This window comes from Caulifigura coniformis (assembly GCF_007745175.1).
Lineage (GTDB): Bacteria > Planctomycetota > Planctomycetia > Planctomycetales > Planctomycetaceae > Caulifigura > Caulifigura coniformis.
Genome location: NZ_CP036271.1, coordinates 3,730,177 through 3,752,653 on the forward strand (window position 1 = coordinate 3,730,177; position 22,477 = coordinate 3,752,653).

Here is a 22,477-nt window from a genome sequence, read left to right on the forward strand (position 1 = left end):
CGGCCCGATCGCGGCGTGCTCCAAGGATGTCGAGCCACATGAAACAGTCGTTTACCTCTCGCGAGACCTCGTCTCGCGGACAGGCTCTCGCCATTCTGGCCGTTCTCCTGTTCTGCATTCCGTTGGTGGCCAGCGGCTTGAAACGGGCGACGTTCGACGGCCGGCCCACGGCGGTCCGTGACGCCGAAACGGCGACCAACCCGGAATACGACCTGGTCGTCGCCTGGCATGGCGGGCGGCTCGGCGATCCGCGCATTGCGGACGTTCGCCGCAAGCTGCTCGGAGAAGTGGCCGCCGACGGCCTGCTCCGCGGCGGTTCCCCTTACGTGGCCGATGTGACTTCTGCCGATGATCAACTGGCGGCTCTGACGGCCAGCGACATGACCGTCGAACAGGCCAAAGAGTCCCTTTCCGGGATCTGGCTCGGTCGCGGGGGGCTCAAGATCAAGGCGACGAATAATGGTCGCCGCGACCTCGAATGGACGGCCCGCCGGATCGAAACCGAACTCAATGCCGTGGAAGGCCGCACGGTCGTTGTCTCCCTGCGGCCGATGACGACCCCTGTCAGCGGCGACACGGACTCTCCCATTGAGATTCCGGAGTTCGACCTGGAAGTGTTTTGCGCCGCAGGGAACGATCCCCTCGCCACGCCCGCCACTCTTCGCGACGAAGTGCTCAAGGTTCGTGGCTACCCCACTGCTGCGGAACCAGACGGGCAGCAGCTGGTGGCCGAGGCGTTCGAAGCGGTGGGAACTCCGGTCGCCATTCGGATTCGTCTGACTGATGCCGGGAAGGCCGTCCCCGCAGCCGCCCGGGACGCCATTCGCCACGCTGCCGCCGATGCAGGGATTGCGTCCGAAGACCTGATGGTCAGCGGCTCGCTGCTCACGGCGGCCGAGCGCGCTGAAACCCTTTCCGCCGCGGCCAGTCCGGGTGCTGGCGGCGGACTCTGGAATGGTGTTCTTTCTCCCATCGTGATCACCCTGGCCGCCGCTGGCGTTTTGGGAATGCTCGTCGGCGGGTACTCAATTGATCTCATCTGCTCGATGGTTCTCGGCGCCTTTGGCGCGGCGGGACTTGCGGCCGGAATGAACGCTCTGGGCATCGCCTGGACCGAAAGCCTGCTTCTGATCCCGGCCGTCGTCTTCGTGCTGACTGTCGCCACGACATTGCTCGAACCGGCCGCCGGCGGCAGCCTCAGTGCCCGTGTCCGTCGCCCGATGTCCGCGTCGACGCTGCTGTCTGCCCTCTGCCTGGTCACGTTGCTCGTCGGTTCGAACATGCAGCGCACGACCGATCGTCAGTTCGCCCTCGCGGGAGCTGCGGCCTGTGCGATCGCGTGGGGGCTTTCGACGATCTGCGTTCCGCCAGTTGCCTCGCTCCTCGGAGGGCGGCCGATCCGGCGCGTGACCCATGGACTCGATTTCGCCGAATGGATCGTGACGCACCAGCGGATCACCGCCACGGTCGCGGCGACCGTCGGCGTGGCCCTCGCTGTTTTGTTGCTGCAACCCGACGTCCAGAACTGGGTGTCGGCTCCGCGCGGCGAGTCTTCACGGGGTTCTCAGTTTGCCCTGGAACGATCCCTCGGCGGCACCTCCGACATTCGCGCGGAGATCCACTTTGATGCCGAACGGATGCAGCGGATGCGGATCCTGGAACGGGCCGGCATCGTCCGTGCCACCGTGCAGAAACTGAAGAGCTGCCACGGCGTGACAGGAGCCATGTCACTGGCGGAGGCGGCACCGGACATCCCGCGTCCGGCCGACGACGCCAGGACCCGTGAGCGGTCCACGTACATTGCCAGGTCGAACAAGGTTGCCGAGCACCTGCGGGACCGGAATGAGGTCCTGGGAGGGGCCTGGCTGCTGGAGCATGGCTCAGAGGACGGCAGTGAGGCAGTCGGGGAAACCTGGGTGATCCGGGCATCGCTCGCCGAACTTGCGGTGGATGCTCCGCAGGTCGTCGTTGCGGATCTGAACCGCGCGATCCAGGATGTCCTGCGGTTCCACGCCGGCGTGTCACATGAAATCACCGGCGACGTCGTCAAGGCGTCCCTGCGATCCGCCACGCCCAGCCGGCGTCCCGGTGTGATCGGCGTCCTGGTCGCCCTGTCGCTGATTGTCGCGGCCGTCGGGACCGGCTCGCTGGGACGAGGCCTCGCTGTGGCCGGCATCGTCGCCATCCCGGGCGTGGCCGTCTTGATCGCCCCTGGGTTCCAGCCCGGCCAGTTCGGTGCCCCGGCGTTTCTGGCGATTGCGATTCCCTTGAGTCTGGGGGTGATGTCGTGCGTCCGACTGGTGAACGACCTCGGGGAATGGGTTGCGGCGACGTCGACTCGACATGAGGCCCTGGCGTTTGCGTTCACCGGATCCATGACCCGCTCGCGTCAGGCGCTCGTGACTTTGGCCGCGGTGCTGGGAGGCCTGAGTCTCCTCACGCCGCAACTCGTCCCATCCGCGGTGAGGGCCGGAGTCTGGGTATCCGTCTGGGCCATGGCCGCCAGCCAGTGCATCTTCCCACTGCTCCTTTCGGGGCGCCTCGGCCGACTGATTGTCCGTGATGGAGAACGGGGCCTGGACACGGTCGACGATCACGTTGTCGCCGCTCCGATCCGTCTGGAGCCGGTGATTGAGGCGCCACATTTCGAGCTGGAAACGACCCGCCGGCGCGTCCGCAGTGCCGGGTGAGGGCCTGCATAGGGGGGCCGTGCCGCCGGAGTCTCGCGGAGTGATGGCGGTTCCGGTAGCTTGACGTGGTGGGGATGGCGTTTGTCAGCCATCCCGTCACGCACGACGCCCGTTGCAGTATTCCATGTCGACCTCGGATCAAGACGACACCCCGACGCCCCAGGATTCGGATGTCAGGCGCACTGCGCCGCTGAACATTCCTCCGCCATCCTTCACCACGCTCCTGCAGATGCTGGCCACGCAGGCGATGGCGGCAATGGGGCTCATTCCAGGCCCGGATGGCAAGTCCCACAAGGAGCCGGCCGTCGCGAAGCATTTCGTCGATCTGCTCGGCGTCCTCGAGGTGAAGTGCAAAGGGAATCTCGACTCCGCGGAGGCGAAGATGCTCGACACCCTGCTGCATGACCTGCGAATGGCGTTCGTCCAGGCCTCGAAGTAACCCTTCTTCCCGGCCGCGTCGCGTCTGGGCCGTCCTCTATTCGATTGATGGAATCTTCATGGCCAAGTGCCTTGTCACCGGCGGCGCCGGATTCATCGGCAGCCACCTGACGGAGCGGCTGCTCGCAAACGGCCACCAGGTGACTATTGTCGATGACATGTCGACGGGGCGGCGTGAGAATCTCCGGAAGGTCGAATCGCATCCGGCCCTGCGGATCGTCCCCGGATCGATCACCGACCAGATCGTCCTGACGGAAGCAGTGCGCGACGCGGACGTGGTGTATCACCTGGCCGCCGCGGTGGGCGTCAAGCTCGTCGCGGATGACCCCGTTCGCACCATCGAAACGAACATCTATCCGACCGAACTGCTGCTGAGGCTCGCCGTCCAGCGGCAATGCCGATTCTTTCTCGCGTCGACGAGCGAGGTGTACGGCAAGAACCAGAAGGAAGTCTGGACCGAGGAGGACGACATCCACCTGGGGCCGACATCCAAGCCGCGATGGGCCTACGGCTGTTCGAAGGCGATCGACGAGTTTCTGGCTCTGGCGTACCACCGCAAGTTCGGCCTGCCGGTCGTCATCGGGCGGTTTTTCAACGTGGTCGGCCCGCGGCAGGTCGGCCATTACGGAATGGTAATCCCCCGCTTTGTGGATCAGGCTCTTTCGGGCGGACCGATCGTGGTCTATGACGACGGCGGACAGGTCCGCTGCTTCGCCCATGTCCGGGAAGTCGTCGAGGCCGTTCATCGGCTGACGGAGACTCCCGCCGCGGCAGGCAAGATCTTCAACATCGGCAGCGATCAGCCGATTTCGGTCCGCCAGCTGGCGGAGGCGGTTGCGGCGAAGGTGAATCCCGACATCCGGATCGAGACCATGCCCTACCATGTGGCGTACGGACACGACTTTGAAGACGTGCGACGACGAGTTCCAGACGTCTCCCGTCTGCGGAACACGCTGGGGCAGGTTCCGACGGCGACCTTGAGCGAGATCCTGGACGAAATTATCGCGTGGAAGCGCTCGGGAGCGTAACAGCCGGGCGGGACCGGCCTTCGGATCGTTGGACGAAAGAATAAACCGGGCGGGGGGCGCATCTTATGGATAACGCGTCCGAGTCCGGAGAGCCCCCGTTGAAGGTTGTCCCTGGCGGGCAGCAAACGCTGCTGGCCTCGCTGTTTCACGAGCATGCCGATCGCCTTCGCGGCATGCTCTGGGGTGTGCTGCGGAACCGCGATGCCGTCGAGGATGTGGTGCAAACCACGTTTGCAAAAGCACTTGAGTCAAGTGGTGAGGTTCGGTCGGTCTCCTGGAAAGCGTGGCTGTTCCAGGTGGCCTACAACGAGGCCATGTTGTTGCGGCGGAAAGAGGGTGTGCGGCAACGGGCGTTTCAGAAGATCTCGGCCGGGCAGCAGCCGCCCGGGGATGCGTGGCCAGGTGACGGTCTTGCGGCGCGGGAACTCGTCGATCAGGTCGGGCGACTTTTAGCCGAACTGCCGCCGGAACAGCGGGAAGTGGTGCGCCGGCGGATGCATCAGGAACAGACGTTCGCGGAGATCGCCGCGGATCTGGGAGTCCCCCTGGGGACGGTCCTGACCCGCATGCGGCTCGCGACCGACAAACTGCGGAAAGCGCTCCAGCGAACGGACAGCCATCACGGAGGTGGCGAAGAGAGAAGTGGCGAACAACGATGAACTCCGAGTTAAACATTCTTGCCCTGCGATACGCTCTTGATGAGCTGCCGGACGCCGAGGCCCGCGCCTTTGAGGGGCGGCTGGCGGTCGACCAGGCCGCCCGCGAGGCGCTGGCTGATGTGGTGATTCTCACCTCAGCCGTCCGCCAGCTTCCCGCGCCGGTTCCCGCCGTTGCCAACGTCTCCGTCGGCGGTCGACGCTCCCGGATGGCTGCCATCGTGTCGTGCGCCGCCGCCTGCCTGCTCCTGCTCGTTGTGATCAGGATGCCGCAGCCGGGCCCGTTGGTCTCCAATGGTCAGTCCTTCGAGAACACGGAGATCGTCGGCGCCTGGTCGGAGCTCGGCAGCGACGACCTGCTCGTCTCGGAATTCGAGTCGGACTTCTCCCGTGACGACACAGCCTCGGAGATCCCGGACTGGATGGTCGCCGCCGTGCTGGAAGATGTAGAAGTCGCGCCGCGCGAGGAGGGGACGCTATGACCTCACTCCAGAATTCAGGGGCTCGAATGCTGCTCGGCGCGGCTCTGGTGCTTGGCTCCGGCCCGTCGGGATTGGCCCAATCGGAAAAGAAGACAGAAGTGCCGACGTCGAAGCCCGCCGTCCAGGCGGCCGATCTCGAAGTCGTCAACGAAGATGCTGCGCTCGAGTTCGCGAAGCGACATCATCCGGAACTCGCGAAGCTTCTGGGACCGATGAAGGCCGCATCGCCCAGGGACTACCAGAAGGCGATTCGCGAGCTCGACCGCGTCAGCGACCGACTGATCCGCATGGAGACTCGCTCGCCGGACCGCTATGCCATCGAGATCGAGCTGTGGAAAACCGAATCACGGCTTCGGCTGGTGGCGGCCAAGACGGCGATGCTGGACGACGATGAGCGCCGCGAGCAGATTGAAAAACTGGTCAACGAACGGAATCAACTGCGAGTTCGGCTGTATGAGTTCGAACGGGATGAGGCCCGGCAGCGCATTGTGCAGCTCGACAGGCAGATCGAGTCGCTCAAAAGCCAGGAGTCGCAGGCCGTTCGAAAAGAAGTCGATCGGCTGGTGAATTCCGCGAGGTCGAGCGCCAAACGGGTCAAGACGCGTCTCAAGAACAAGGCCGGGGAAGGGGCGGCGCCGCTGGAAAAGCCGAAGGCCGCCGACCCGAAGCGCGCGCCGGGGTCCCCCGGCGCATCTCAATAGGTCGAGTGAGAAGGATTGCGGCGAGTTTCCGTGGAATCCGGGGGGTGTCTGGGATGAACGTCATGCGGAACACTTATTTTCGCTCTCTTGCGTTGGTCGCCCTGTTCGCAGGAACGATCGCGCAGGCCGCCGATCCTCTCCCGCAGGCCAGTGAGCGTTTCAAGACCACCGACGTCCAGGAAGTGCCCGACTTCCAGCGGCATCTCGTGCCACTGATGGGACGGGTCGGCTGCAACGGTCGGGCCTGCCACGGGTCGTTCCAGGGGCAGGGAGGCTTCCGCCTGTCGCTGTTCGGTTACGACTTCAAGATGGACCATGACGGACTGATGGAGCGGATCGACCTCGAGAATCCGCTCAAGAGCTACGCCCTCGAGAAGCCCTCAATGGTCGTCGAGCACGAAGGGGGGCTGAAGCTGAAGCCGGGTACCTGGGAATACAACCTCTTCGCACAATGGCTCAAAACGGGCGCGAAGCCGCGTCCGGCCGAGCCTGCGGACCTCTCCCGCCTGGAAGTGACCCCCTCCGAAATTCGCTTCGCCAAGACCGGCGAGAAGATCCAGCTCCGGGCCGTGGCAATCTGGGAAGATGGTTCGCGTGAAGACGTGACCTGCCTGACGCGGTTCGTGACGAACGATCCGGCGGTTGCGGAAGTCAGCCCGGAAGGCGTCGTGACGGGCGTCGATGCGGGCGATACGCATGTCGTGGCGTTCTACGACAACGGCATCGTCCCGGTGCCGGTCCTGCGTCCTTATTCCGAGCGGACGGGCGAGAAGTTCCCGCAGGTCGCCGCGACGACGAAAGTTGATGAACTCGTCATCTCCAAGCTCGCCAAACTGGGGGCGGTTCCCTCCGACGTCTGTGCGGACGAGGAATTCCTGAGGCGGGTCAGCCTGGATATCGCGGGCACGCTGCCGTCGTCCAACGAAGTGCGCGCGTTTCTCAGCGACTCGGCCTCGGACAAGCGGGCCCGGAAGGTCGAGGAACTCCTCGCGACGCCGGCCTATGCCGCCCGCTGGACGACGATGCTCTGCGACATCACTGGCAACAACGATACACAGCTCAACAACATCACCGCCGCCCGCGGCCGCGCCAGCCAGGAATGGTACGACTGGATCTACAAGCGGGTCGCCGAGAATACCCCGTACGACCAGTTGATGGAGGGGATCATCCTCGCCGTCAGCCGGAATCCGGGCGAGTCGTACTACGACTACTGCGTCCGCACGAGCAAGATGTACGGCAAGAATCCGACCGCGAGCTTCGCGGAGCAGCCGGGCCTGACCTACTTCTGGGGCCGGCAGAACTTCGACCAGCCCGAAGAGCGGGCCATCGGCTTCGCGTATGCCTTCATGGGAATTCGCATCCAGTGCGCCCAGTGCCACAAGCACCCCTTCGATGAATGGACGCAGGAAGATTTCACGCAGTTCCAGGCCTTCTTCGATCGCGTGCGTTTCGGCAAGACGGCTCCGACCTCCAACACTCTCACCCGGGCCCAGGACCAGGAAGACCTCCAGAAGGTGCTGGCCGACATTGGCATGACGGGCAAGAAGACCGGAGCGGATCGCCGGGAACTGGAAGCGAAGGCCAGGGATGGGCAGGTCGTTCCCGCGTCCGATCTCGGAATCCTGGCCGCCACCAGGACTGTGGACAAGAAGGCGAAGAAGGAAGGCCGGCAGGTCGCCGGCAAGGGAACCAAAGTCGCCCGCCTGCTGAAAAGCGAGGAACTGATCAACGTCGGCGCGATTGATGATCCGCGGAAGCCAGTGATGGAATGGCTGCGGAACCCCGAGAACAGGCTGTTCGCACGTGCGTTCGTGAACCGCGTCTGGGCCCAGTATTTCCATCGGGGAATTGTCGAACCGACGGACGACTTGTCGCTTGCGAATCCTCCCTCCAACGAGCCGCTGCTTGATTACCTGGCGGACGGTTTCGTGAAGAGCGGCTACGACATGAAGTGGCTGCACCGAACGATCGTCAGCAGCGACACCTATCAGCGAAGCTGGCGTCCCAACGAAACCAACCGCCTCGACGAACGGAACTTCAGCCGGGCAATTCCGCGGCGGCTGCCTGCGGAAGTGGCGGTTGACGCCGTCAAGTGCGCGACGGCCGGTTCATCCGCCAACCTCGCAATGCGTGACCAGCTCGACGGGCGCATGGTTGTCTACCCGGGGACGGGCAATCGCAACACGGGCGGGCCCTATGCCCTCAACGTGTTTGGCCGCTCGCTGCGTGAGAACAACTGCGACTGCGAACGGTCTGCCGAGCCGAGTCTCCTCCAGACTCTCTACCTCCGGAACGATGGCGACACCCTGGCTGCCATCGATCGCCGCGACGGCTGGCTGGCAGAGACCGCGAAAACGATGAAAGTTCCGTTCTCGGCTCAGGCCGGCGAGCCCGAATCGGGTGATCGCAGCGAGCGGAAGCGGCTCAAGGAAACCTACGACCGCCGCGTCGCCGCCCTCAAGGAACAGGCCAAAGCGGCCGAGGCGGCCGGCGACAAGAAGGAGCTTCAGAAAGCCGAGCGTCAGCTGGCGGCCGCGAAGGCCCGCTATGCCGGAATGCTGAAAGGCGCCGCCAGCGACAAGGCCGAAGCCAGGTCGGAGAATGCCGGAGCAGCGAGCAAAGGGAACGCCTTGAAGATCTCGGAGGCCGAGTCCGCCTCGATGGTCGAGGAGGCCTATCTCCGGGTGCTGAGCCGGTTCCCGTCGCCGGACGAATCGAAGATCGCCGTCGAGGCCATTCAGAATGCATCTGATCCGATGAACGGATTGCGGGATGTGCTCTGGGCACTGCTCAACACCAAGGAATTCATCGTCAACCACTGATGCGTCTGGCGGTGCAGGGGGCATCAGCCGCCTGAGTTCCGCCGCGTGAACTGACTGCGATCGCCCACGTACTGATTCCAATTCAAAGTCGGGAGTACCCCATGGCGCTGCATATTGATTGCGAAGGATTTGCACGTCGCGATTTCCTCCGGGCCGGTTCGCTGGCGCTCGGCGGGCTGTCGCTCGGCAGCTACCTGCGGATGGCATCGGCCGGTGAAGTGGCTTCCGCGGCGAAAGCCAAGGCGGCGATCTTCATCAATCTCCGCGGCGGTCCGTCGCACATGGACATGTTCGATCCCAAGCCGGAGTCGGCGTCCGAGTACCGCGGCGAATTCAACACGATCCCCACTGGCGTTCCCGGAGTTCACTTCAGCGAACACCTCCCGCACCTCGCCAGCTGCACCGACAAGTTCGCGCTCCTGAGAGGCGTGACGCACACCCTTGCAGCCCACGAACTCGGAACCCTCTACGTCAACACGGGCAACCGTCCGCTCCCTTCGCTCGAGTTTCCCGGGTACGGCTCGGTGGTGACGAAGGAACTCGGCGGGCCGAAAGACCTGCCGCCGTTCGTCGCGATTCCGAACACGGCCCAGCGGGCCGGTTACCTGGGCGTGAAGTACGCCCCTCTCAGCACGAGCACGTCTCCCAAGATCGGACAGGCGTACCAGGTGCGCGGCGTGTCGCTGCGCAACGGCCTCACGGTGACCGACGTCCAGCGGCGCAACAACCTGCTCGATCGCCTCGATACCACCTTCGCCGCCTACGAAAAGCAGGATCAGCTGCTTGAAGGTCTCGATCGCTTTTCCGAACAGGCGCTGTCAGTGATTACCTCGCCCCGAGCCCGGGAGGCATTCGATATCGGCAAGGAGCCGGAATCGTTCAGCAAGCAGTTCGGCTCCTCCGATTTCGGCGCGAGCTGCCTGCTGAGTCTGCGGCTTGTCGAATCGGGAGTGCGGTTCGTCACTGTCTCCAGCAATGGCTGGGATACGCACAACAACAACTGGGAATCGCTGAAGACCAAGCAGCTTCCTCCGTTCGACCAGGGGCTTTCCGGCCTGCTGACCGGCCTTCAGCAGCGTGGACTGCTCGATTCGACGATCGTCTACGTCACGGGCGAGTTCGGCCGCACTCCGAAGATCAACACCACCCGCGGCGGTCGCGATCACTACCCGCGGTGCATGTTCATGTTGATGGCCGGTGGGGGCATCAAGGGAGGCCAGGTGCTCGGCGAGAGCGATGACACCGCGAGCGGCCCGAAGAACGACGGTTTCACGCCGGACGACGTGGCCGCGACCTTCTTCCACACGCTCGGCATCGATCACCGGAAGGAATACCACACCAATACCGGCCGACCCGTCATGATCGTCCGTGACGGCCGGGTTATCAGCGATCTGCTGGTCTGATTTCCCCGGAATACCGCAGTCTCACACGACGCCCGGCGCCGAACTTCGGTGCCGGGCGTTTCTGTTTTGCCGGGAATGCGGTCACCCGGTCGTGAGAACTTTGCCGCCGCGCACCGCCGCTGCTGGTCGGCGCTGATCGCCGCGATACAATCGGCAGATGCGATCAATTGCCGATTCTGGCGCTTTGGTCGCAGCCCACCTGACTTGAGTCGGCGTCCTGCCGATTCACCCGCCTGACTGCGCACGTTTGGAGAAAGCATGCTGAGTTTGAATCGCTGGCTTGTCCTGGGTATGGCGGCCGTGGCCGGCCTCCAGGCTCCCTCGATCGTCCACGCCGCTGAGACCGGCACCATTGTTGGCCAGTTCATCTACGATGGCGCCGTTCCGACCCTGGCGCCGAAAGTCGCCAAGGGAGACGCGACGGCCCGTGATGCAGCCACCTGCGCCAACGACGAAGTCCCGGATGAATCCCTGGTCGTCGATCCGGAATCGAAGGGCATCGCCAACATCATCGTTTATCTCCGCAAGGCTCCGGCCAACATTCCGGCCGAGCTGAAGGAGAGCAAGGAAAAGAACCTGGTCGTCGACCAGAAGGGATGCCGCTACTTCCCGCACGTCCTCGCCGTGCGGACCGACCAGACGGTGACCTGCGTGTCGTCTGACCCCGTCGCTCACAATGTGAACATTGCACCGTTCACGAATCCGTCCCAGAACTTCGTCATCCCGGCGAACGACAAGACGGGAACGGCCGTGAAGATGACGAAGCCGGAGTCGCTGCCGGTCAACGTGAAGTGCGACATCCATCCCTGGATGCAGTCGTACTGGGTCGTTACCGATCATCCTTATGCGGCCGTGACCGATAAGGACGGCAAGTTCAAGATCGAAGGCCTTCCGGTCGGCGAGCACAGCTTTACGGTGTGGCAGGAATCGGCTGGCTACGTCGAGCGGTCTTTCAAGGTCACTGTGAAAGCCGGCGAGCAGACCCTGCCCCCGGTCAAAGTGCCGGCATCGAAGTTCAAAAAGAAGTGAGCCGCGAAGATCTGTCATCGCTGATCGACCCGCCCGCGACCTGTGGGCGGGTCTTTTTGTGCCCGGAGGGGCCCGATTCATGCGGAACTCCATTGGCGTCGCACTGCAGTTCCTGGCGCTCATTTTCCTCCCGCTGCTCATCATCTGGCAGCTGAATTTCGGCTTCCGCCTGCTGTGGATGCCCGGGCTCACGCTCGTCGGCATGCTCGTTTTCTGGATCGGGCACGCCCTCCGGGAGAAGGCATGAGCGCCTGCTCGCGCAGATCGTTCCTGCTCGGCATGGCTCTGGCGGCCGGAGCAGGGCGATCATCGCGTGCGGCCATACTGCGCCCCGGCCCGCTTCTCTGGTCGCGCAAGGTGGCCATGGGCGAAGGGGATTGGCCCAGCCGGGAAGTCGTCCCTGCGGCCGACTCGAAGCAGCTCTACATCCCGCTCATCGATCGTGTTCTGGCCATTGATCTGCAGACCGGCGAGCCCGCCTGGCCGACGTTGCGGGAGAAAGACGACGGGGCCATCTATCGGGGACCGGCGTCCTCACAAGGACTGCCGTCTCGTGCGGTCACTTCGGCCATCGTCCGTGATGGACGTCTCCTGACGCTGACGGGCGCCATCTCCGACGCGCCTGCCTCCGTCCGCGATTTCACCCATTTCCCGACGTTATCCGCCTTTGATGTCGGCGGAAGCGAAGGGAAGCTGCTCTGGACCCAGGGGCTTGAGGGAACGCTCGCCGCGTCGGGCTGGCGAGCGGCTGCATTGCCCGCCCTCGTCGGCGATTCCGTCTGGCTGCCAGTAGTGAACCAGCAGCGCTCGATGCGGCCTGGCCTGGCGGAACTCGATCCGTCGAATGGCAGTCTGAGGGCGACGGTTCTCATGCCTGTGTCTCCGGACGGGACTGCGAACTGGGCGGGGAATGCTCCTGTGAGCGTCGGCGGACGCCTGTTCTGCAGGCGGATCGATGGAACCGTCGTTGCAGTTTCGCTGGCCGATCGTCGAGTCGAGTGGAGGACCGAGCCGCGAGCAGCACGGCAGACACTGAAGCACGCGGGGATCGTCCCGGGCGCGGGAATGGTCCACGTGGCGACACCTGACGGGCGGATCGAGGCGATCGACACGGATGATGGCCAGGTCCGCTGGACCTTCGACCTGGAGGAAGAAAATCCCCAGGTGTGCGGCCTTTCAGGCGACCAGTTGATCTGCGCCGGTCGCCGGATCTGGGCTCTCGATGCCGCAACGGGGGCTCCGCGAGGGCGCTGGGGCTTTGTTGATACGCCTCCGCTTGGGAGTGTCGCCATCGAGGGCCGCGCGGTCGCATGGTCGACTGAGCGCGAGCTGGTCGCATTGGACAGTTCGAACGGAGCAGTCGTCGGCCGTGATGAACTGGCCCAGTCCTGGAACCTGACCGGAGGCGATACCTGGAGCATGGGCGGTCGACTGGTGCTCGTGGGAGGAAATCGCATCAGCGTGTTCCGGGCGGACCGCGAATGAAACGGGGAACTCAACGAGCGCATCGAGGGAGAGGACTCAGCCCCGCCTCCCGGTCACTGTTTCAGTCCGTTCGAGCAGCTGTTCGAACACGAGCAGGCCAGGATAGAAATTCGGCTCCGTCGTTCGGACCTTGAAGAGGGGACGGTCACGATCCATCGTCCAGACGTAGAACCAGCCTTCTGAGATGTCGTAGCCGCGGATGCTGTCGATGTCCGCCGAGGCAGGCCTGGGCTTCCATCGCAGGAACCGACGCGGCTGGCAGTGCAGGGCCCCTCCCTGAATCGTGAGTTCACGCGTCCAGACGAGTTCACCCGAAGACACCAGGCGAGCCGCCATCGCCGCGGCGATTTCCTCCGAAACGAAATCACGCACCTGGGCGATTTCATCGGTCTCATAGGCGCTGCGTTCGGTGTGCAGAATGCCCTGTTTCGGCTGTCTGTCGCTGGCGAACACCATTGTGAACAGCGTCCCCAGATACCGCCCCTTGGAATACTGGCGGCGCGCGTCAAACACGAATTGATCGATCTCGCTGAATCGCAGGGCCCTGTCGCCCGTGAGGCTCCGCTGGCTGATTCCGGTCTCATGAAGTCGGAACGCGCACTGCCACAGCCTCCGGGCGGTCGAGCCGAGCATGATTGCTCCCATCCCGGTCCCGGCGCCGAGAATCGCAAGCGGAGTCAACCGCAGCAGAACCGCGCCAAACACCGCCAGCATCGCCACCACTGTCGACATTCCGCAAAGCATCGTCGCCATGATCGCGGCAGAGCGAGGTCGCGATTCATGCAGGATGCGGCCGAGCCCTTCGGCCGGAGCAACGCCCGGGTCTCCCGGTGCGCCGACGGTCGAATGCAGCATCCGGCCCACGAGCCACACATCCTGTCCGGACTGCGGCAGCCGCACTGCCGGCAGTGGGTCGGAAGCCACCCAGATGCGAAGCTCGACGATGTCGTTGTCGACTGCCGACATTCCGGTGACGCGGGTGGAGCTCCGTTTTCCAGACGAAACCGTCACGACCGCTCCGTCCTGCCACGACCAGGCGGGCCTCTCAAGAGTCCCTTCGCGTCTCAGCTCCTCAAGCGCCTTTTTCTCGAGTCGCTGCTGCAACCGCTCAACCAGGGGAGCCAGCGGTGAGGGCTCTCCCAGCATTCCGCGTGCTTCAAAGGCGAGAACGCGCGGTTCCCCGGGCGACCTCCACACCCACAGGCGGTGCGCCTCGGCGACAATCCGGCCAACTGCGTGACGGTACTCCCTCGTCACCGCCAGCGCTTCCACCTCCGTATCGAGGATCTCCAGCGCGGTTCCGCGACCGGTCACCTGCAGTGAATCTCCCGACCAGGTCAGCCATCGGCGGCGCCAGATCTGGATCACAAAACCGACGACGCCACCGGCGGCCGCGAGCAGGGAAACGGCCGAGAAGCCGAACCGGAGAGGATGCCTGAGGAAAACGGCCGTCGTGGCAACGGCGCCGAAGATGACCGCGAGGCCCACCGCCGCCCAGCACCACCAGGCGTCCAGATGGCCGGAAACAAGCAGCGGCGCTGGCGTCGAATCCCGGTCGCCGCCGACGTCGGAGTACAGCTCGTCGGTCGACGAAGTCCGCATGCCGCACAACTTCTTCTTGTGACAGGTTCAAGGCTTACGATAACTTCTCGCGGCGTCCGGCGTCGATCCGTCGGCCGCCATTGGTTGATGGATGCCCGCCGTTCCCGTTGGAAACTCTCGGACGCCATCGTCGTCATTCCGCTCGTTCATGAACCACCCCCCCTTCAACTCGCCCGAACGAAGCCCCGGGATCACGCGCCGCAGCCTGCTGGCGGCGACCGGCGCACTCTTTGTTGGAGTGAGGGGGGCGCACACGCAGGCCAATGAGCGTCCGCGCGCGTTCTCTCCCGACCCCGTCCTGCTCGAGTGGTCGACGTCCGTCCGCGGAGCATCCACGCGTCACACCCGGCTCAGGATCTACTCCAGCGGACTCCTGGAAAGCTGGCCGGTCGGACGTGGAAACTGCCAGCGTGAACACCGCACTCCTGAGGAAGCCCGCAGGCTCTCGGCGAGCCTCGCAGCGGCGATCCGCGATGCCAGCCTGACTTCGGAGGCCATCGACAGCGACCTGCGCGAACAATCCCGTCGGACAGGCCTCTCATTCCTGATTCAGGATGCAGATGACAGCGTTCTCCAGGTCCTCGACGAAACAACGCGCCTGGAAATCCGCTGTCCGGCCCCGCCTCTCCTGGCGGAGCGTTTCCCCGAGGCGGGCAAGCTACAGGAGTTTGTTCGCCTGGAACGGCAACTCTGTAACCTGAGCTGCATCGTTCTTTGCGGCGGGCAGGATGCCGCGGAACTGATCTGCCGGCAGGCGAACGACGGGCTCAAGTCGGAACATCCGCACGCGACGCCCTGGACCACCGGCGACCTCATGATGGTCCGGTCGTCCCTCGATGGAGGCCGGTTCGTGCAGTTCCGGCGTGAGCACGATGCGGCCGAACAGTGGACGACGTGTGTCATGGAGTCTCCGGGACGCGCTCCGCGGGTCACTGTGATTCCACCCGCGAGCCTGGCGCGATGAGCCCGCCGGTGCGGAACGAGCTTCCACCGGGACATCGTCGGAACGCTGTCTGGCGGTCGATCCAGTTTGTTCTTCAGAACGTGTTCACGATCTGGCTGCAGTATCGTGTCCGCGGGCTGAACAACCTCCCGGAAGGCGCCGCCCTGCTCGTCGCCAACCACCAGAGCTTTCTCGATCCGTTGCTCGTTGGCCTGTCGTTGCACCGGCCCGTGAGTTACCTCGCGAGGGATTCGCTCTTCAAGGTTCCAGTCATCGGCTGGATCCTGCGGAAGACCTACGTCCTGCCGATCCGCCGCGACGCCGCCGGGACAGAAAGCCTGCGGATTTCCCTGAGACGCCTCGAAGAGGGGTTTCTGGTCGGCGTGTTTCCCGAAGGAACCCGCACGCGGGACGGCCATCTGGGACCGCTCAAGCCAGGCTTTGTCGCTCTCGTCCGGCGATCCCGGGTTCCGCTCGTGCCCGTCGCGATTTCCGGCGCTTATGAGGCGCTCCCTCGGGGAGCGTTCTTCCTCCGCCCGCGAGCGGTCCGTGTGGTTTTCGGAAAGCCGATCAGCCCGGATGAACTCGAGGCCTTCCAGGGACGCGGCTCAGAAGTCGCACTGGTCCGGCTGGTGACCGATCGCCTGAATGAAGCCCTGAACGAAGCAGATGCGTGGCGAAAAATGTGAAATCCGTGGACGATGCCAGAGAGATCGTCCACGGCACGTTGATGCGGAAGCCCGACGACTACGGAGTCATCGAGGGAATCTGCTCGTTCAGCTCGCGCTGTCCGGCCTTGTAGTCCTCGATCGCCTGTCGGGCGAGTGGCAGCTGCGTTTCCGGACCTGACGGGAAGTACTGCACGTCGTCGCGCAGGTAATAGGCCGACGGCAGGGTCTGCCCGCCGATCGTCGTCTGGCATCCGCTGAACAGACAGGTCGCCAGGCAGTTCAAAGCCAGCCCGATCATAAGATGTGATCGCGAGAGCATCATGGCGAACGGTCTTTCCCGGAAATCGAGTCTCGAAGGAGGGGATTCGGCCCGAACGGTCTCGGACTCCCTCAGACTGCAATGACAGTCCGAACTCTTTATCGGCCTGTCTCTCGCGGAAAATTGAGGATCTTCGGAAGAATCGACACATCCGGGCGCTCAGGGGCTACGGAACCGGTGCTCCTCTCGAGTGTGAATTTCGGTGTATCTGACTGCTGGTGAACAGGTTGCGGAATTCTATGGCCTGGAAGGGCCGCTCGCCCCCGCCAGGGCCTCGCTCCTGGCATTCTGGCTCGTTGGCTTTTGATGTTTTCAGCGTCAAGATGGGGTCGCTCCCGGCGAAGTACAGTGGTTCCGAGCTTTCGACACTGTCGCCGCCCGTCTGGCCCTCCTGGATCCGCCCGATTCGGTGAACGAAAACCTTCACGATTTCTTCTGCGCCGGCTGCAACGAGCGCTTCCTGCGGCGGGTCGACGATCCGTATTGCCCCCGGTGCGGAATGCTGGCCGCGACTGAGCAACTTCTCGATCCTTCGCAGCCGACGCTCCTGTGGCGCAGCAGCGGCGACTGGGCTGCCGAACGCGACCGGGAAGAACGCGCCGAAGACCTCCACCAACTCGTGGGCACGCGGGTTCATATTTACGACTGCGACCAGTTCCTGGGCCGCGGGGGAATGGGCTGGGTTTTCCTCGCCCGCCACGGGGTGCTCCACCGTCCCTGCGCCCTCAAGATTCTCTCACCCCACCTCGCCGAACGCGATCCGGAATACGTCGAGCGATTCCGGCACGAAGGCCGTGCGACGGCCGCCCTGAACCATCCCAACATCGTGACGGCGCACGCGATCGGCGAGTTCGAAGACCTGCAGTTCCTGGAAATGGAATTCGTGGCCGGACGCTCGCTCCAGCACATGCTCAACGAGCACCCTCTCAGTCCGCAGCGCGCCACGAGCATGGCGGTCGGGATCGCCGCGGGTCTTTCCGAGGCCCACCGCGCCGGGCTGATTCATCGCGATCTCAAGCCGGACAACGTTCTGATCACACATCGCGGAACCCCGAAGATCAGTGATTTCGGATTGGCCAAGCGGATTTCCGGCGGACCGGGTGAATCGGCCTACACCCTGGCGGGGACGCCGCACTTCATGGCCCCCGAACTGTTTCACGGCGAGCCCGCATCGCGCAGCAGCGACGTCTATGCACTCGGCGTCGTCTACTTCCAGATGCTCACGGGCCGGCTTCCGTTCGCCCGCGATTCCATGAACGAACTGATGGACGCCGTCGTCCACGAGAAGGTCCCGGACGTCAGGAGACTGCGGCCCGAAGTCCCCCTCGAGATGGCGGAATGCCTGAACCTGATGCTCGACAAGAGCCCGGAGAACCGGCCCGCCGACGGGAACGGGGCACTGCTGCTCCTCGAGGCCGTGCAGGGGCATCTGCGGGATCTCGATACGCTCCTGCACGACGCGCTCGATCGCGAGCCCGGCGTCACCTGGAAACGCCGAAACGGTCACTACGAGGTTCGCGTCCTGCTGGACGACGGGCGCGGGCAGGTCGTTACCCTGCAGAACGACACCGACACGCTCGATGGCGAGATCGTGATCTTCAGCGTCTGCTGCCCCTCTCGGGCGGACTATTACGAGCAGGCCCTCAGGCTCAATTCCACGATCGGCCATGGAGCGCTTTCGATCCGCGATATCGACGGCGTCCCCCATTTCGTGATGGTCAATACCTATCCACGGGCGACCATCGATCCGGAAGAAATCCGACGAACGGTCCGCGACGTCGCGGCCCACGCCGACGCTGTCGAACACCTGCTGACCGGCGCCGACCGCAACTGAGTCTCCGCCGATCGCTGCCGGCCGCCCCTGCAATCGGGCTGTTCAGTTTTCTGAACTTCGCGACCTCGCGTTGACAGTGATGCTCAAGGCTCTTTACGTTGGGGGAGTCAGGTCCATCGGCCGCCACACACGGTCCTGTGAGCTTGCGGAAGGTTGCAGCCCTCCGCGAACGGACGATGGGGACAGACATGCGTGCTTTGAAAGCGTTGTGGTTTGACGATTCCGGCTTTGTGCTGTCGGCGGAAGCCGTCGCCGTCGGAACTCTGGGCGTCGTCGGCGCCGCTGTGGGAGCGGGGGCTGTGGCGCGGTCCGTCAATTCCGAACTGGAAGAGATGGCCTTCGCGCTGCGGAGTCTCGATCAGAGCTACAGCATCCCCGAACAGCGGATCGGCCAGGCGTTTGTCGCCGGATCGTCTTTCACCCAGAAGCCTGTCGCAGAGGCCCACGACGAGCTTCGCCAGCAGATCCAGCGCGACCGCGAGGCCGAAGAAAAGGCCCGCCTGAAATCGGAAGAACCGGAAAAGAAACCGCGCCCCGGCGAAACGCCCCGGAAGAAGAAAAAGAAGGCCCGGCAGAACGGCGAGAATGGCGACGAGTTCGAGCCGGCCGAGTACGTCCCGCCGACGATCTGACGGCCGCAGCCTCGCGTTGGCGTCCTTCCCCGTTCGAACTCCTCGAACTCCCCGGATGTCCGGGGAGCGCGAGGCACGATCGGGCGCTGGCCGGCTATGGACTTCTTATTTCGAGTCGGACGAGTCCTTCTTCGGGATTCGATCCGCCGGAACCTTCTGGAGCAGCGACTTCACCAGTTTCTCTTCCTGTTTCGGCTTCTCGAATTCGATCTCCAGCGCTTTGATCCACGCCTTGATCGCCTCCTCTTTGTCGCCGAGTTTGTCGTAGACGTCGCCCAGGTGGTCCCAGATGGTAGCGTCCTGCCGCTTCGGATCTTTCACCGCTTTGAGCAGGCTCTCCTTCGCTTCGCTGAACTGTCCAAGGCGATATTGCACCCACCCCATGCTGTCGAGATAAGCGGCGTTCTCAGGCTCGGCGGCCAGCGCCTTCTCGATCATGATCTTGGCGCGCGGCAGGTTCTTCCCTCGATCGGCCCAGAGATATCCAAGGTCGTTGTTCGCCTGCGTGTTTTCCGGCTCCTTCGCAAGAAGCTCTTCGAGGATGCTCTCCCCTTTGTCGAAATTCTCGAGGTGAACATAGATCGCGGAGAGTGAGAATCGCCAGGTATTCAGCATCTCCTGCTTCGCATTGAGCGACGGGCCCGCCTGAATCAGGGCCTCGTAGGCGGCGATCGCTTTTTCCCACTGCTGTGAGTGGTAGTAGATCCACGCTTCCCGGCTGATCAGCGGCAGGGCGCGAGGATAATCCTGCTTGGCCTGCGTCACGACTTCCAGTGCCTTGTCGGTCTGCCCATCCATCTCGAGAGCGGCAATCTGCAGATCGAGAAAATAGGGCCGTTCATCGTCCAGTGAAGGATGCTGGACAGCCTCCGTCAGGATCTCGATCGCCGGCTTGAACTTGTCAGTCTGGATCAGGTGGAGGGCGATGTCGACATACAGCTGTGCCGGCGGACTGTTCTGCATCGAGATCGCATAGCGATAGAACCCGATCGCATCTTCGGATCGGTCGGTGTCGATGCACAGCTTCCCCATGATGTAGGCGGGGAAAAACTCGAGCTTGGGTGGGTCTTCGCTCTGTAATTTGCGGGCGTGGGCGACGAGGCCGTCGAATGCGTCCTTGTCCTTCTGGATCGCATCGACCTCTTCCTGGAACCGCAGCGTTAACTCCTCGTCCTGAGCATCCACCACCGGGAACGCGCGGGTCAACGCCGAAAACAGTTCGGGCCAATCCTTCTTCTGGCGATAGATGTGGACCAGGCCGACGAGCGCCCGCGGGTCGCGGGCCCCCCCCGGAGCGCCGCGATAAGCAGCCAGGGCGTCGTCGAAGCGGCCAGCCGCGACGTACTGGTCGGCCAGGAAGTAGGCCAGTGCGGCGTTCTGGGTGTCGGCTTCCTTCATCTTCTCCAGCCGGCCCAGCAGTTCGCCGTCCCGCTTGAGGTCAGTCAGAAGGTCCTTCAGAAGCTGGTAGGCATCCCGCCCTTTGATCTGCAACTGGGCGGCGAAGTATTTGTCGAGTTCTGCCAGCGCCTGCTCGGGCTTCTTGGTATCCCGGAACAGAAGGGCCAGGTTATAGCTGTGAATTCCCGGGCGCGACGGACGGTACTTCGACGCCTCGTCAAATGCCTTCAGGGCCAGTTCCGGTTGAGCGGACTGGAGGAACACATTGCCGAATTCATCGAACAGCGCCCCGGGCTCGCCAAGAAGATCCTTAATCTGCTCCGGGCTGAGCTTGCTGTCGGGCGCCTGCAGGGCATCAAAGACGAGCTTGTAGTAGTCGGATGCCTCCTGATTTTTTCCAACAGCTTTATGCAGGGCTCCCAGTTGCCGCTGCAGGGAAAGATACCGCCCCAGTTCCTTCTCCCTGGGAACCAGCGCCAGCCCCTCCTGCAGAAGGGCGATTGCCTCATCGACCTGTCGGACGCGCGTCAGGACGAGTGCCACTCCCTGGACCAGAATGATTCCTTCGGGTTTGAGGGCCGCTCCCTGCAGCGCATATTTCCGTGCCGCATCGAGGTCGCGCGCATCAAGCAGCGCGGGCACGAGGATCCGGTACGGTGTCAGCGATGAGGGGTCTTTCTCAACAGTCTTTTTCAGTGCCGCGAGCCCCTCGGAGTTTTCGCCGCGGGAATAGTGCAGCTGGGCCGTCATGAACCAGGCCAGCGCTTCGTCTTTCAGCTTCTCATCGCTCGTCTCCTCGTCTTTCGGGATAAACAGCGAAAGCGGGTCGTCCCCCTCCTGGACCGGCAGCCCCGGAAAGCGGGTGACAGGGGTCGGGGGGGCGGCTTCGGGCGCCTTGGCCGAGTCCTGCCCGGACGACGAAGCGGGGAGCAGCAGGCCGGTCATCGCCGTCAGCAGCCAGGTGCTCACCATTCGCCGGCAGACTGACCGTCTCAGAAATCCTGTCATCAACGCACACTCCCGGGTCCGATCCGTCCCATTGCCGTACGGAGACCATCAGCAGAAAGCAGACCGGACTCCCTTCGGCCACGCGGCTCGATTCTAGCAGTCTCAATTCGTAGCGAACAATTGGGACTCTTTGAGCCGTTCGCGGGGCTGTTGCGATCGAAAGTCGGCCGATACGATTGAGCGTTTCCCAGCCGTTTTCCGAACCGGCCTCGGTTTCCCCCTTCTTGATTGACCTGACTTCCTTCATGGCGACTTCGCCCACCGAACCCGGACCGTCCGGAGGTCCGCTTTCCGATCCTGACGGCGCGATCAACAGCCGACTCCTGCCGCTCGAGCCGATGGATCCCGGCCTCACGTGGGAACAGCCGGGCGGTGGCGTGATTGTTCACCTCGAACTCGCATGGGGGCATGTGAGGCGCTGGTGGCTCCGTGCGTTTCGCCGCGGGTACGTCGAACGGATGCGCCGCCTGCGCAAAGGAACAGAGAATCGCTGTCCCCACGAGGTCCTCGACCCGCGCGACCTCAAGTTCTTTCGGAACCAGGGGGGCTACTGGTGGGACAAGGCGGACGATCCGTTCACCTGGCGCGATCGGCTTCCGTTCACCCGGACCGGCCTGGCCGAACTGTTCGTCTTTTCCCTGATCTTCTACGGCGGCGGAGCTGGGCTGGCGTGGTGGCTCGTCTCTCGCGAAACCGGGCGAGTCGTTGGCGCCATCGGCTGGCTGCTCGTGGCCACGCTCCTCGTCATCGGTGGACTGATCACCTGGTTTTTCCGCAATCCACAGCGCGACATTCCACAGGGACGCGGAACCGTCGTCTCGCCCGCGGATGGAGTCATCACGACGATCGACGAAATTGAGCACGATGAGTTCGTCGGCGGACCCGCCGTGCTGATCGGCATCTTCCTGTCGATTTTCAACGTCCACATCAATCGCTCGCCGCTTCCCGGCCGCGTGATTGGCGTTCGCTACAAGAAGGGAAAATACCTCAACGCGCTGCGTCCTGAGTCGGCTCGGGAGAACGAGCAGCTCGCGTTGCGCATGCAGATGACGCAGGCGCCCTACCGGCGCTTCGTCGTCCGCCAGATCACCGGCGCCATCGCGCGCCGCATCGTCTGCTGGATGAAGCCAGGCGACGAACTCACCGCCGGCGAGCAGTTCGGAATGATCAAGCTCGGGTCACGGACGGAGCTTGTTCTGCCGCGCGAGGCAGCGCTCGAGCTGAAGATCAAACTGGGCGACACAGTGCAGGCCGGCAGCAGCATCCTGGCGACCTACCGGGAATAAAAGCGGCCCCCCCGGAAACCAGGGAGGGCACGCAAGGGGTTGGTCTCCCG

At 63.8% G+C, this 22,477-nt stretch carries 19 protein-coding genes; 16 read left to right on the forward strand and 3 right to left on the reverse strand.

Annotation, left to right across the window (positions count from 1 at the left end; genetic code table 11):
* The first annotated feature begins 38 nt into the window (after positions 1–38).
* From Pan44_RS15050 to Pan44_RS15095, 11 genes are all read left to right on the forward strand, one after another.
* Positions 39–2,690, forward strand: coding sequence for a hypothetical protein (locus Pan44_RS15050; protein WP_145030841.1), 2,652 nt, complete (start codon positions 39–41; stop codon positions 2,688–2,690).
* A gap of 124 nt (positions 2,691–2,814) precedes the next feature.
* Positions 2,815–3,129, forward strand: a complete 315-nt coding sequence (locus Pan44_RS15055) for a DUF1844 domain-containing protein (protein WP_145030842.1) — start codon at positions 2,815–2,817, stop codon at positions 3,127–3,129.
* A 58-nt stretch (positions 3,130–3,187) separates the two neighbouring features.
* Complete coding sequence (locus tag Pan44_RS15060; RefSeq protein WP_145030843.1) at positions 3,188–4,156, forward strand: NAD-dependent epimerase/dehydratase family protein; 969 nt, start codon at positions 3,188–3,190, stop codon at positions 4,154–4,156.
* Between the two features lie 98 nt (positions 4,157–4,254).
* Complete coding sequence (locus Pan44_RS15065) at positions 4,255–4,815, forward strand: RNA polymerase sigma factor (protein ID WP_197453343.1); 561 nt, start codon at positions 4,255–4,257, stop codon at positions 4,813–4,815.
* On the forward strand, positions 4,812–5,294 hold the full coding sequence (locus tag Pan44_RS15070) for a hypothetical protein (protein WP_145030845.1): 483 nt from the start codon (positions 4,812–4,814) through the stop codon (positions 5,292–5,294). Before Pan44_RS15065 ends, Pan44_RS15070 begins: the two co-directional genes overlap by 4 nt.
* The gene (locus tag Pan44_RS15075) at positions 5,291–5,995 is read left to right on the forward strand and encodes a hypothetical protein (protein WP_145030846.1); all 705 of its coding nucleotides are present in this window, start codon (positions 5,291–5,293) and stop codon (positions 5,993–5,995) included. The genes Pan44_RS15070 and Pan44_RS15075 overlap by 4 nt, the downstream gene beginning before the upstream one ends.
* 62 nt (positions 5,996–6,057) lie before the next feature.
* The gene (locus Pan44_RS15080; RefSeq protein ID WP_197453344.1) at positions 6,058–8,817 is read left to right on the forward strand and encodes a DUF1549 and DUF1553 domain-containing protein; all 2,760 of its coding nucleotides are present in this window, start codon (positions 6,058–6,060) and stop codon (positions 8,815–8,817) included.
* Between the two features lie 101 nt (positions 8,818–8,918).
* Positions 8,919–10,220: a DUF1501 domain-containing protein gene (locus Pan44_RS15085; protein ID WP_145030848.1), complete on the forward strand. Its 1,302-nt coding sequence runs from the start codon at positions 8,919–8,921 to the stop codon at positions 10,218–10,220.
* Positions 10,221–10,478: 258 nt separating this feature from the next.
* Entirely contained in the window at positions 10,479–11,249 is a 771-nt protein-coding gene (locus Pan44_RS15090; RefSeq protein ID WP_145030849.1) for a carboxypeptidase regulatory-like domain-containing protein, read from the forward strand.
* A 79-nt stretch (positions 11,250–11,328) separates the two neighbouring features.
* Positions 11,329–11,496 (forward strand): hypothetical protein, encoded by a 168-nt coding sequence (locus Pan44_RS27430; protein ID WP_197453345.1) that lies wholly within the window; start codon positions 11,329–11,331, stop codon positions 11,494–11,496.
* Complete coding sequence (locus tag Pan44_RS15095; protein ID WP_145030850.1) at positions 11,493–12,734, forward strand: outer membrane protein assembly factor BamB family protein; 1,242 nt, start codon at positions 11,493–11,495, stop codon at positions 12,732–12,734. Before Pan44_RS27430 ends, Pan44_RS15095 begins: the two co-directional genes overlap by 4 nt.
* A gap of 36 nt (positions 12,735–12,770) precedes the next feature.
* Here the strand turns inward: Pan44_RS15095 and Pan44_RS15100 are convergent, their stop codons facing one another.
* A complete protein-coding gene (locus Pan44_RS15100) occupies positions 12,771–14,336 on the reverse strand; it encodes a hypothetical protein (RefSeq protein WP_145030851.1) in 1,566 nt (521 codons plus the stop codon).
* 148 nt (positions 14,337–14,484) lie between these two features.
* Between Pan44_RS15100 and Pan44_RS15105 the strand changes: the two genes are divergently transcribed.
* Together Pan44_RS15105 and Pan44_RS15110 are read left to right on the forward strand one after the other, a co-directional pair.
* Complete coding sequence (locus Pan44_RS15105; protein WP_145030852.1) at positions 14,485–15,300, forward strand: hypothetical protein; 816 nt, start codon at positions 14,485–14,487, stop codon at positions 15,298–15,300.
* Positions 15,297–15,968 (forward strand): lysophospholipid acyltransferase family protein, encoded by a 672-nt coding sequence (locus Pan44_RS15110; RefSeq protein ID WP_145030853.1) that lies wholly within the window; start codon positions 15,297–15,299, stop codon positions 15,966–15,968. The genes Pan44_RS15105 and Pan44_RS15110 overlap by 4 nt, the downstream gene beginning before the upstream one ends.
* Positions 15,969–16,026: 58 nt before the next feature.
* Here Pan44_RS15110 and Pan44_RS15115 read toward each other — a convergent pair whose 3' ends face one another.
* Complete coding sequence (locus Pan44_RS15115; protein ID WP_231754060.1) at positions 16,027–16,248, reverse strand: hypothetical protein; 222 nt, start codon at positions 16,246–16,248, stop codon at positions 16,027–16,029.
* A gap of 430 nt (positions 16,249–16,678) precedes the next feature.
* Between Pan44_RS15115 and Pan44_RS15120 the strand changes: the two genes are divergently transcribed.
* Together Pan44_RS15120 and Pan44_RS15125 are read left to right on the forward strand one after the other, a co-directional pair.
* Positions 16,679–18,103 carry a serine/threonine-protein kinase gene (locus Pan44_RS15120; protein WP_145030855.1) on the forward strand — a complete coding sequence of 475 codons (1,425 nt, stop codon included), beginning with the start codon at positions 16,679–16,681 and terminating at the stop codon, positions 18,101–18,103.
* A 188-nt stretch (positions 18,104–18,291) separates the two neighbouring features.
* A complete protein-coding gene (locus Pan44_RS15125; protein WP_145030856.1) occupies positions 18,292–18,735 on the forward strand; it encodes a hypothetical protein in 444 nt (147 codons plus the stop codon).
* A 105-nt stretch (positions 18,736–18,840) separates the two neighbouring features.
* On the opposite strand, the gene Pan44_RS15130 is transcribed toward Pan44_RS15125, so the two are convergent.
* Entirely contained in the window at positions 18,841–21,141 is a 2,301-nt protein-coding gene (locus Pan44_RS15130) for a tetratricopeptide repeat protein (RefSeq protein WP_145030857.1), read from the reverse strand.
* A gap of 245 nt (positions 21,142–21,386) precedes the next feature.
* Here Pan44_RS15130 and Pan44_RS15135 point away from each other — a divergent pair, with 245 nt between their 5' ends.
* Positions 21,387–22,427 carry a phosphatidylserine decarboxylase gene (locus Pan44_RS15135; protein ID WP_231754061.1) on the forward strand — a complete coding sequence of 347 codons (1,041 nt, stop codon included), beginning with the start codon at positions 21,387–21,389 and terminating at the stop codon, positions 22,425–22,427.
* The last annotated feature ends 50 nt before the right edge of the window (positions 22,428–22,477 follow it).

What these genes read in the sequence shown, in the direction of transcription:
- Pan44_RS15055 (WP_145030842.1), top strand. Translation starts at nt 2,815, where the DNA reads ATGTCGACCTCGGATCAAGACGACACCCCGACGCCCCAGGATTCGGAT.
- Pan44_RS15105 (WP_145030852.1), top strand. Translation starts at nt 14,485, where the DNA reads ATGAACCACCCCCCCTTCAACTCGCCCGAACGAAGCCCCGGGATCACG.
- Pan44_RS27430 (WP_197453345.1), top strand. Translation starts at nt 11,329, where the DNA reads ATGCGGAACTCCATTGGCGTCGCACTGCAGTTCCTGGCGCTCATTTTC.
- Pan44_RS15110 (WP_145030853.1), top strand. Translation starts at nt 15,297, where the DNA reads ATGAGCCCGCCGGTGCGGAACGAGCTTCCACCGGGACATCGTCGGAAC.
- Pan44_RS15075 (WP_145030846.1), top strand. Translation starts at nt 5,291, where the DNA reads ATGACCTCACTCCAGAATTCAGGGGCTCGAATGCTGCTCGGCGCGGCT.
- Pan44_RS15115 (WP_231754060.1), bottom strand. Translation starts at nt 16,248, where the DNA reads ATGATCGGGCTGGCTTTGAACTGCCTGGCGACCTGTCTGTTCAGCGGA.
- Pan44_RS15090 (WP_145030849.1), top strand. Translation starts at nt 10,479, where the DNA reads ATGCTGAGTTTGAATCGCTGGCTTGTCCTGGGTATGGCGGCCGTGGCC.
- Pan44_RS15130 (WP_145030857.1), bottom strand. Translation starts at nt 21,141, where the DNA reads ATGACAGGATTTCTGAGACGGTCAGTCTGCCGGCGAATGGTGAGCACC.
- Pan44_RS15060 (WP_145030843.1), top strand. Translation starts at nt 3,188, where the DNA reads ATGGCCAAGTGCCTTGTCACCGGCGGCGCCGGATTCATCGGCAGCCAC.
- Pan44_RS15125 (WP_145030856.1), top strand. Translation starts at nt 18,292, where the DNA reads ATGCGTGCTTTGAAAGCGTTGTGGTTTGACGATTCCGGCTTTGTGCTG.
- Pan44_RS15080 (WP_197453344.1), top strand. Translation starts at nt 6,058, where the DNA reads ATGCGGAACACTTATTTTCGCTCTCTTGCGTTGGTCGCCCTGTTCGCA.
- Pan44_RS15050 (WP_145030841.1), top strand. Translation starts at nt 39, where the DNA reads ATGAAACAGTCGTTTACCTCTCGCGAGACCTCGTCTCGCGGACAGGCT.
- Pan44_RS15095 (WP_145030850.1), top strand. Translation starts at nt 11,493, where the DNA reads ATGAGCGCCTGCTCGCGCAGATCGTTCCTGCTCGGCATGGCTCTGGCG.
- Pan44_RS15100 (WP_145030851.1), bottom strand. Translation starts at nt 14,336, where the DNA reads ATGCGGACTTCGTCGACCGACGAGCTGTACTCCGACGTCGGCGGCGAC.
- Pan44_RS15070 (WP_145030845.1), top strand. Translation starts at nt 4,812, where the DNA reads ATGAACTCCGAGTTAAACATTCTTGCCCTGCGATACGCTCTTGATGAG.
- Pan44_RS15135 (WP_231754061.1), top strand. Translation starts at nt 21,387, where the DNA reads ATGGCGACTTCGCCCACCGAACCCGGACCGTCCGGAGGTCCGCTTTCC.
- Pan44_RS15085 (WP_145030848.1), top strand. Translation starts at nt 8,919, where the DNA reads ATGGCGCTGCATATTGATTGCGAAGGATTTGCACGTCGCGATTTCCTC.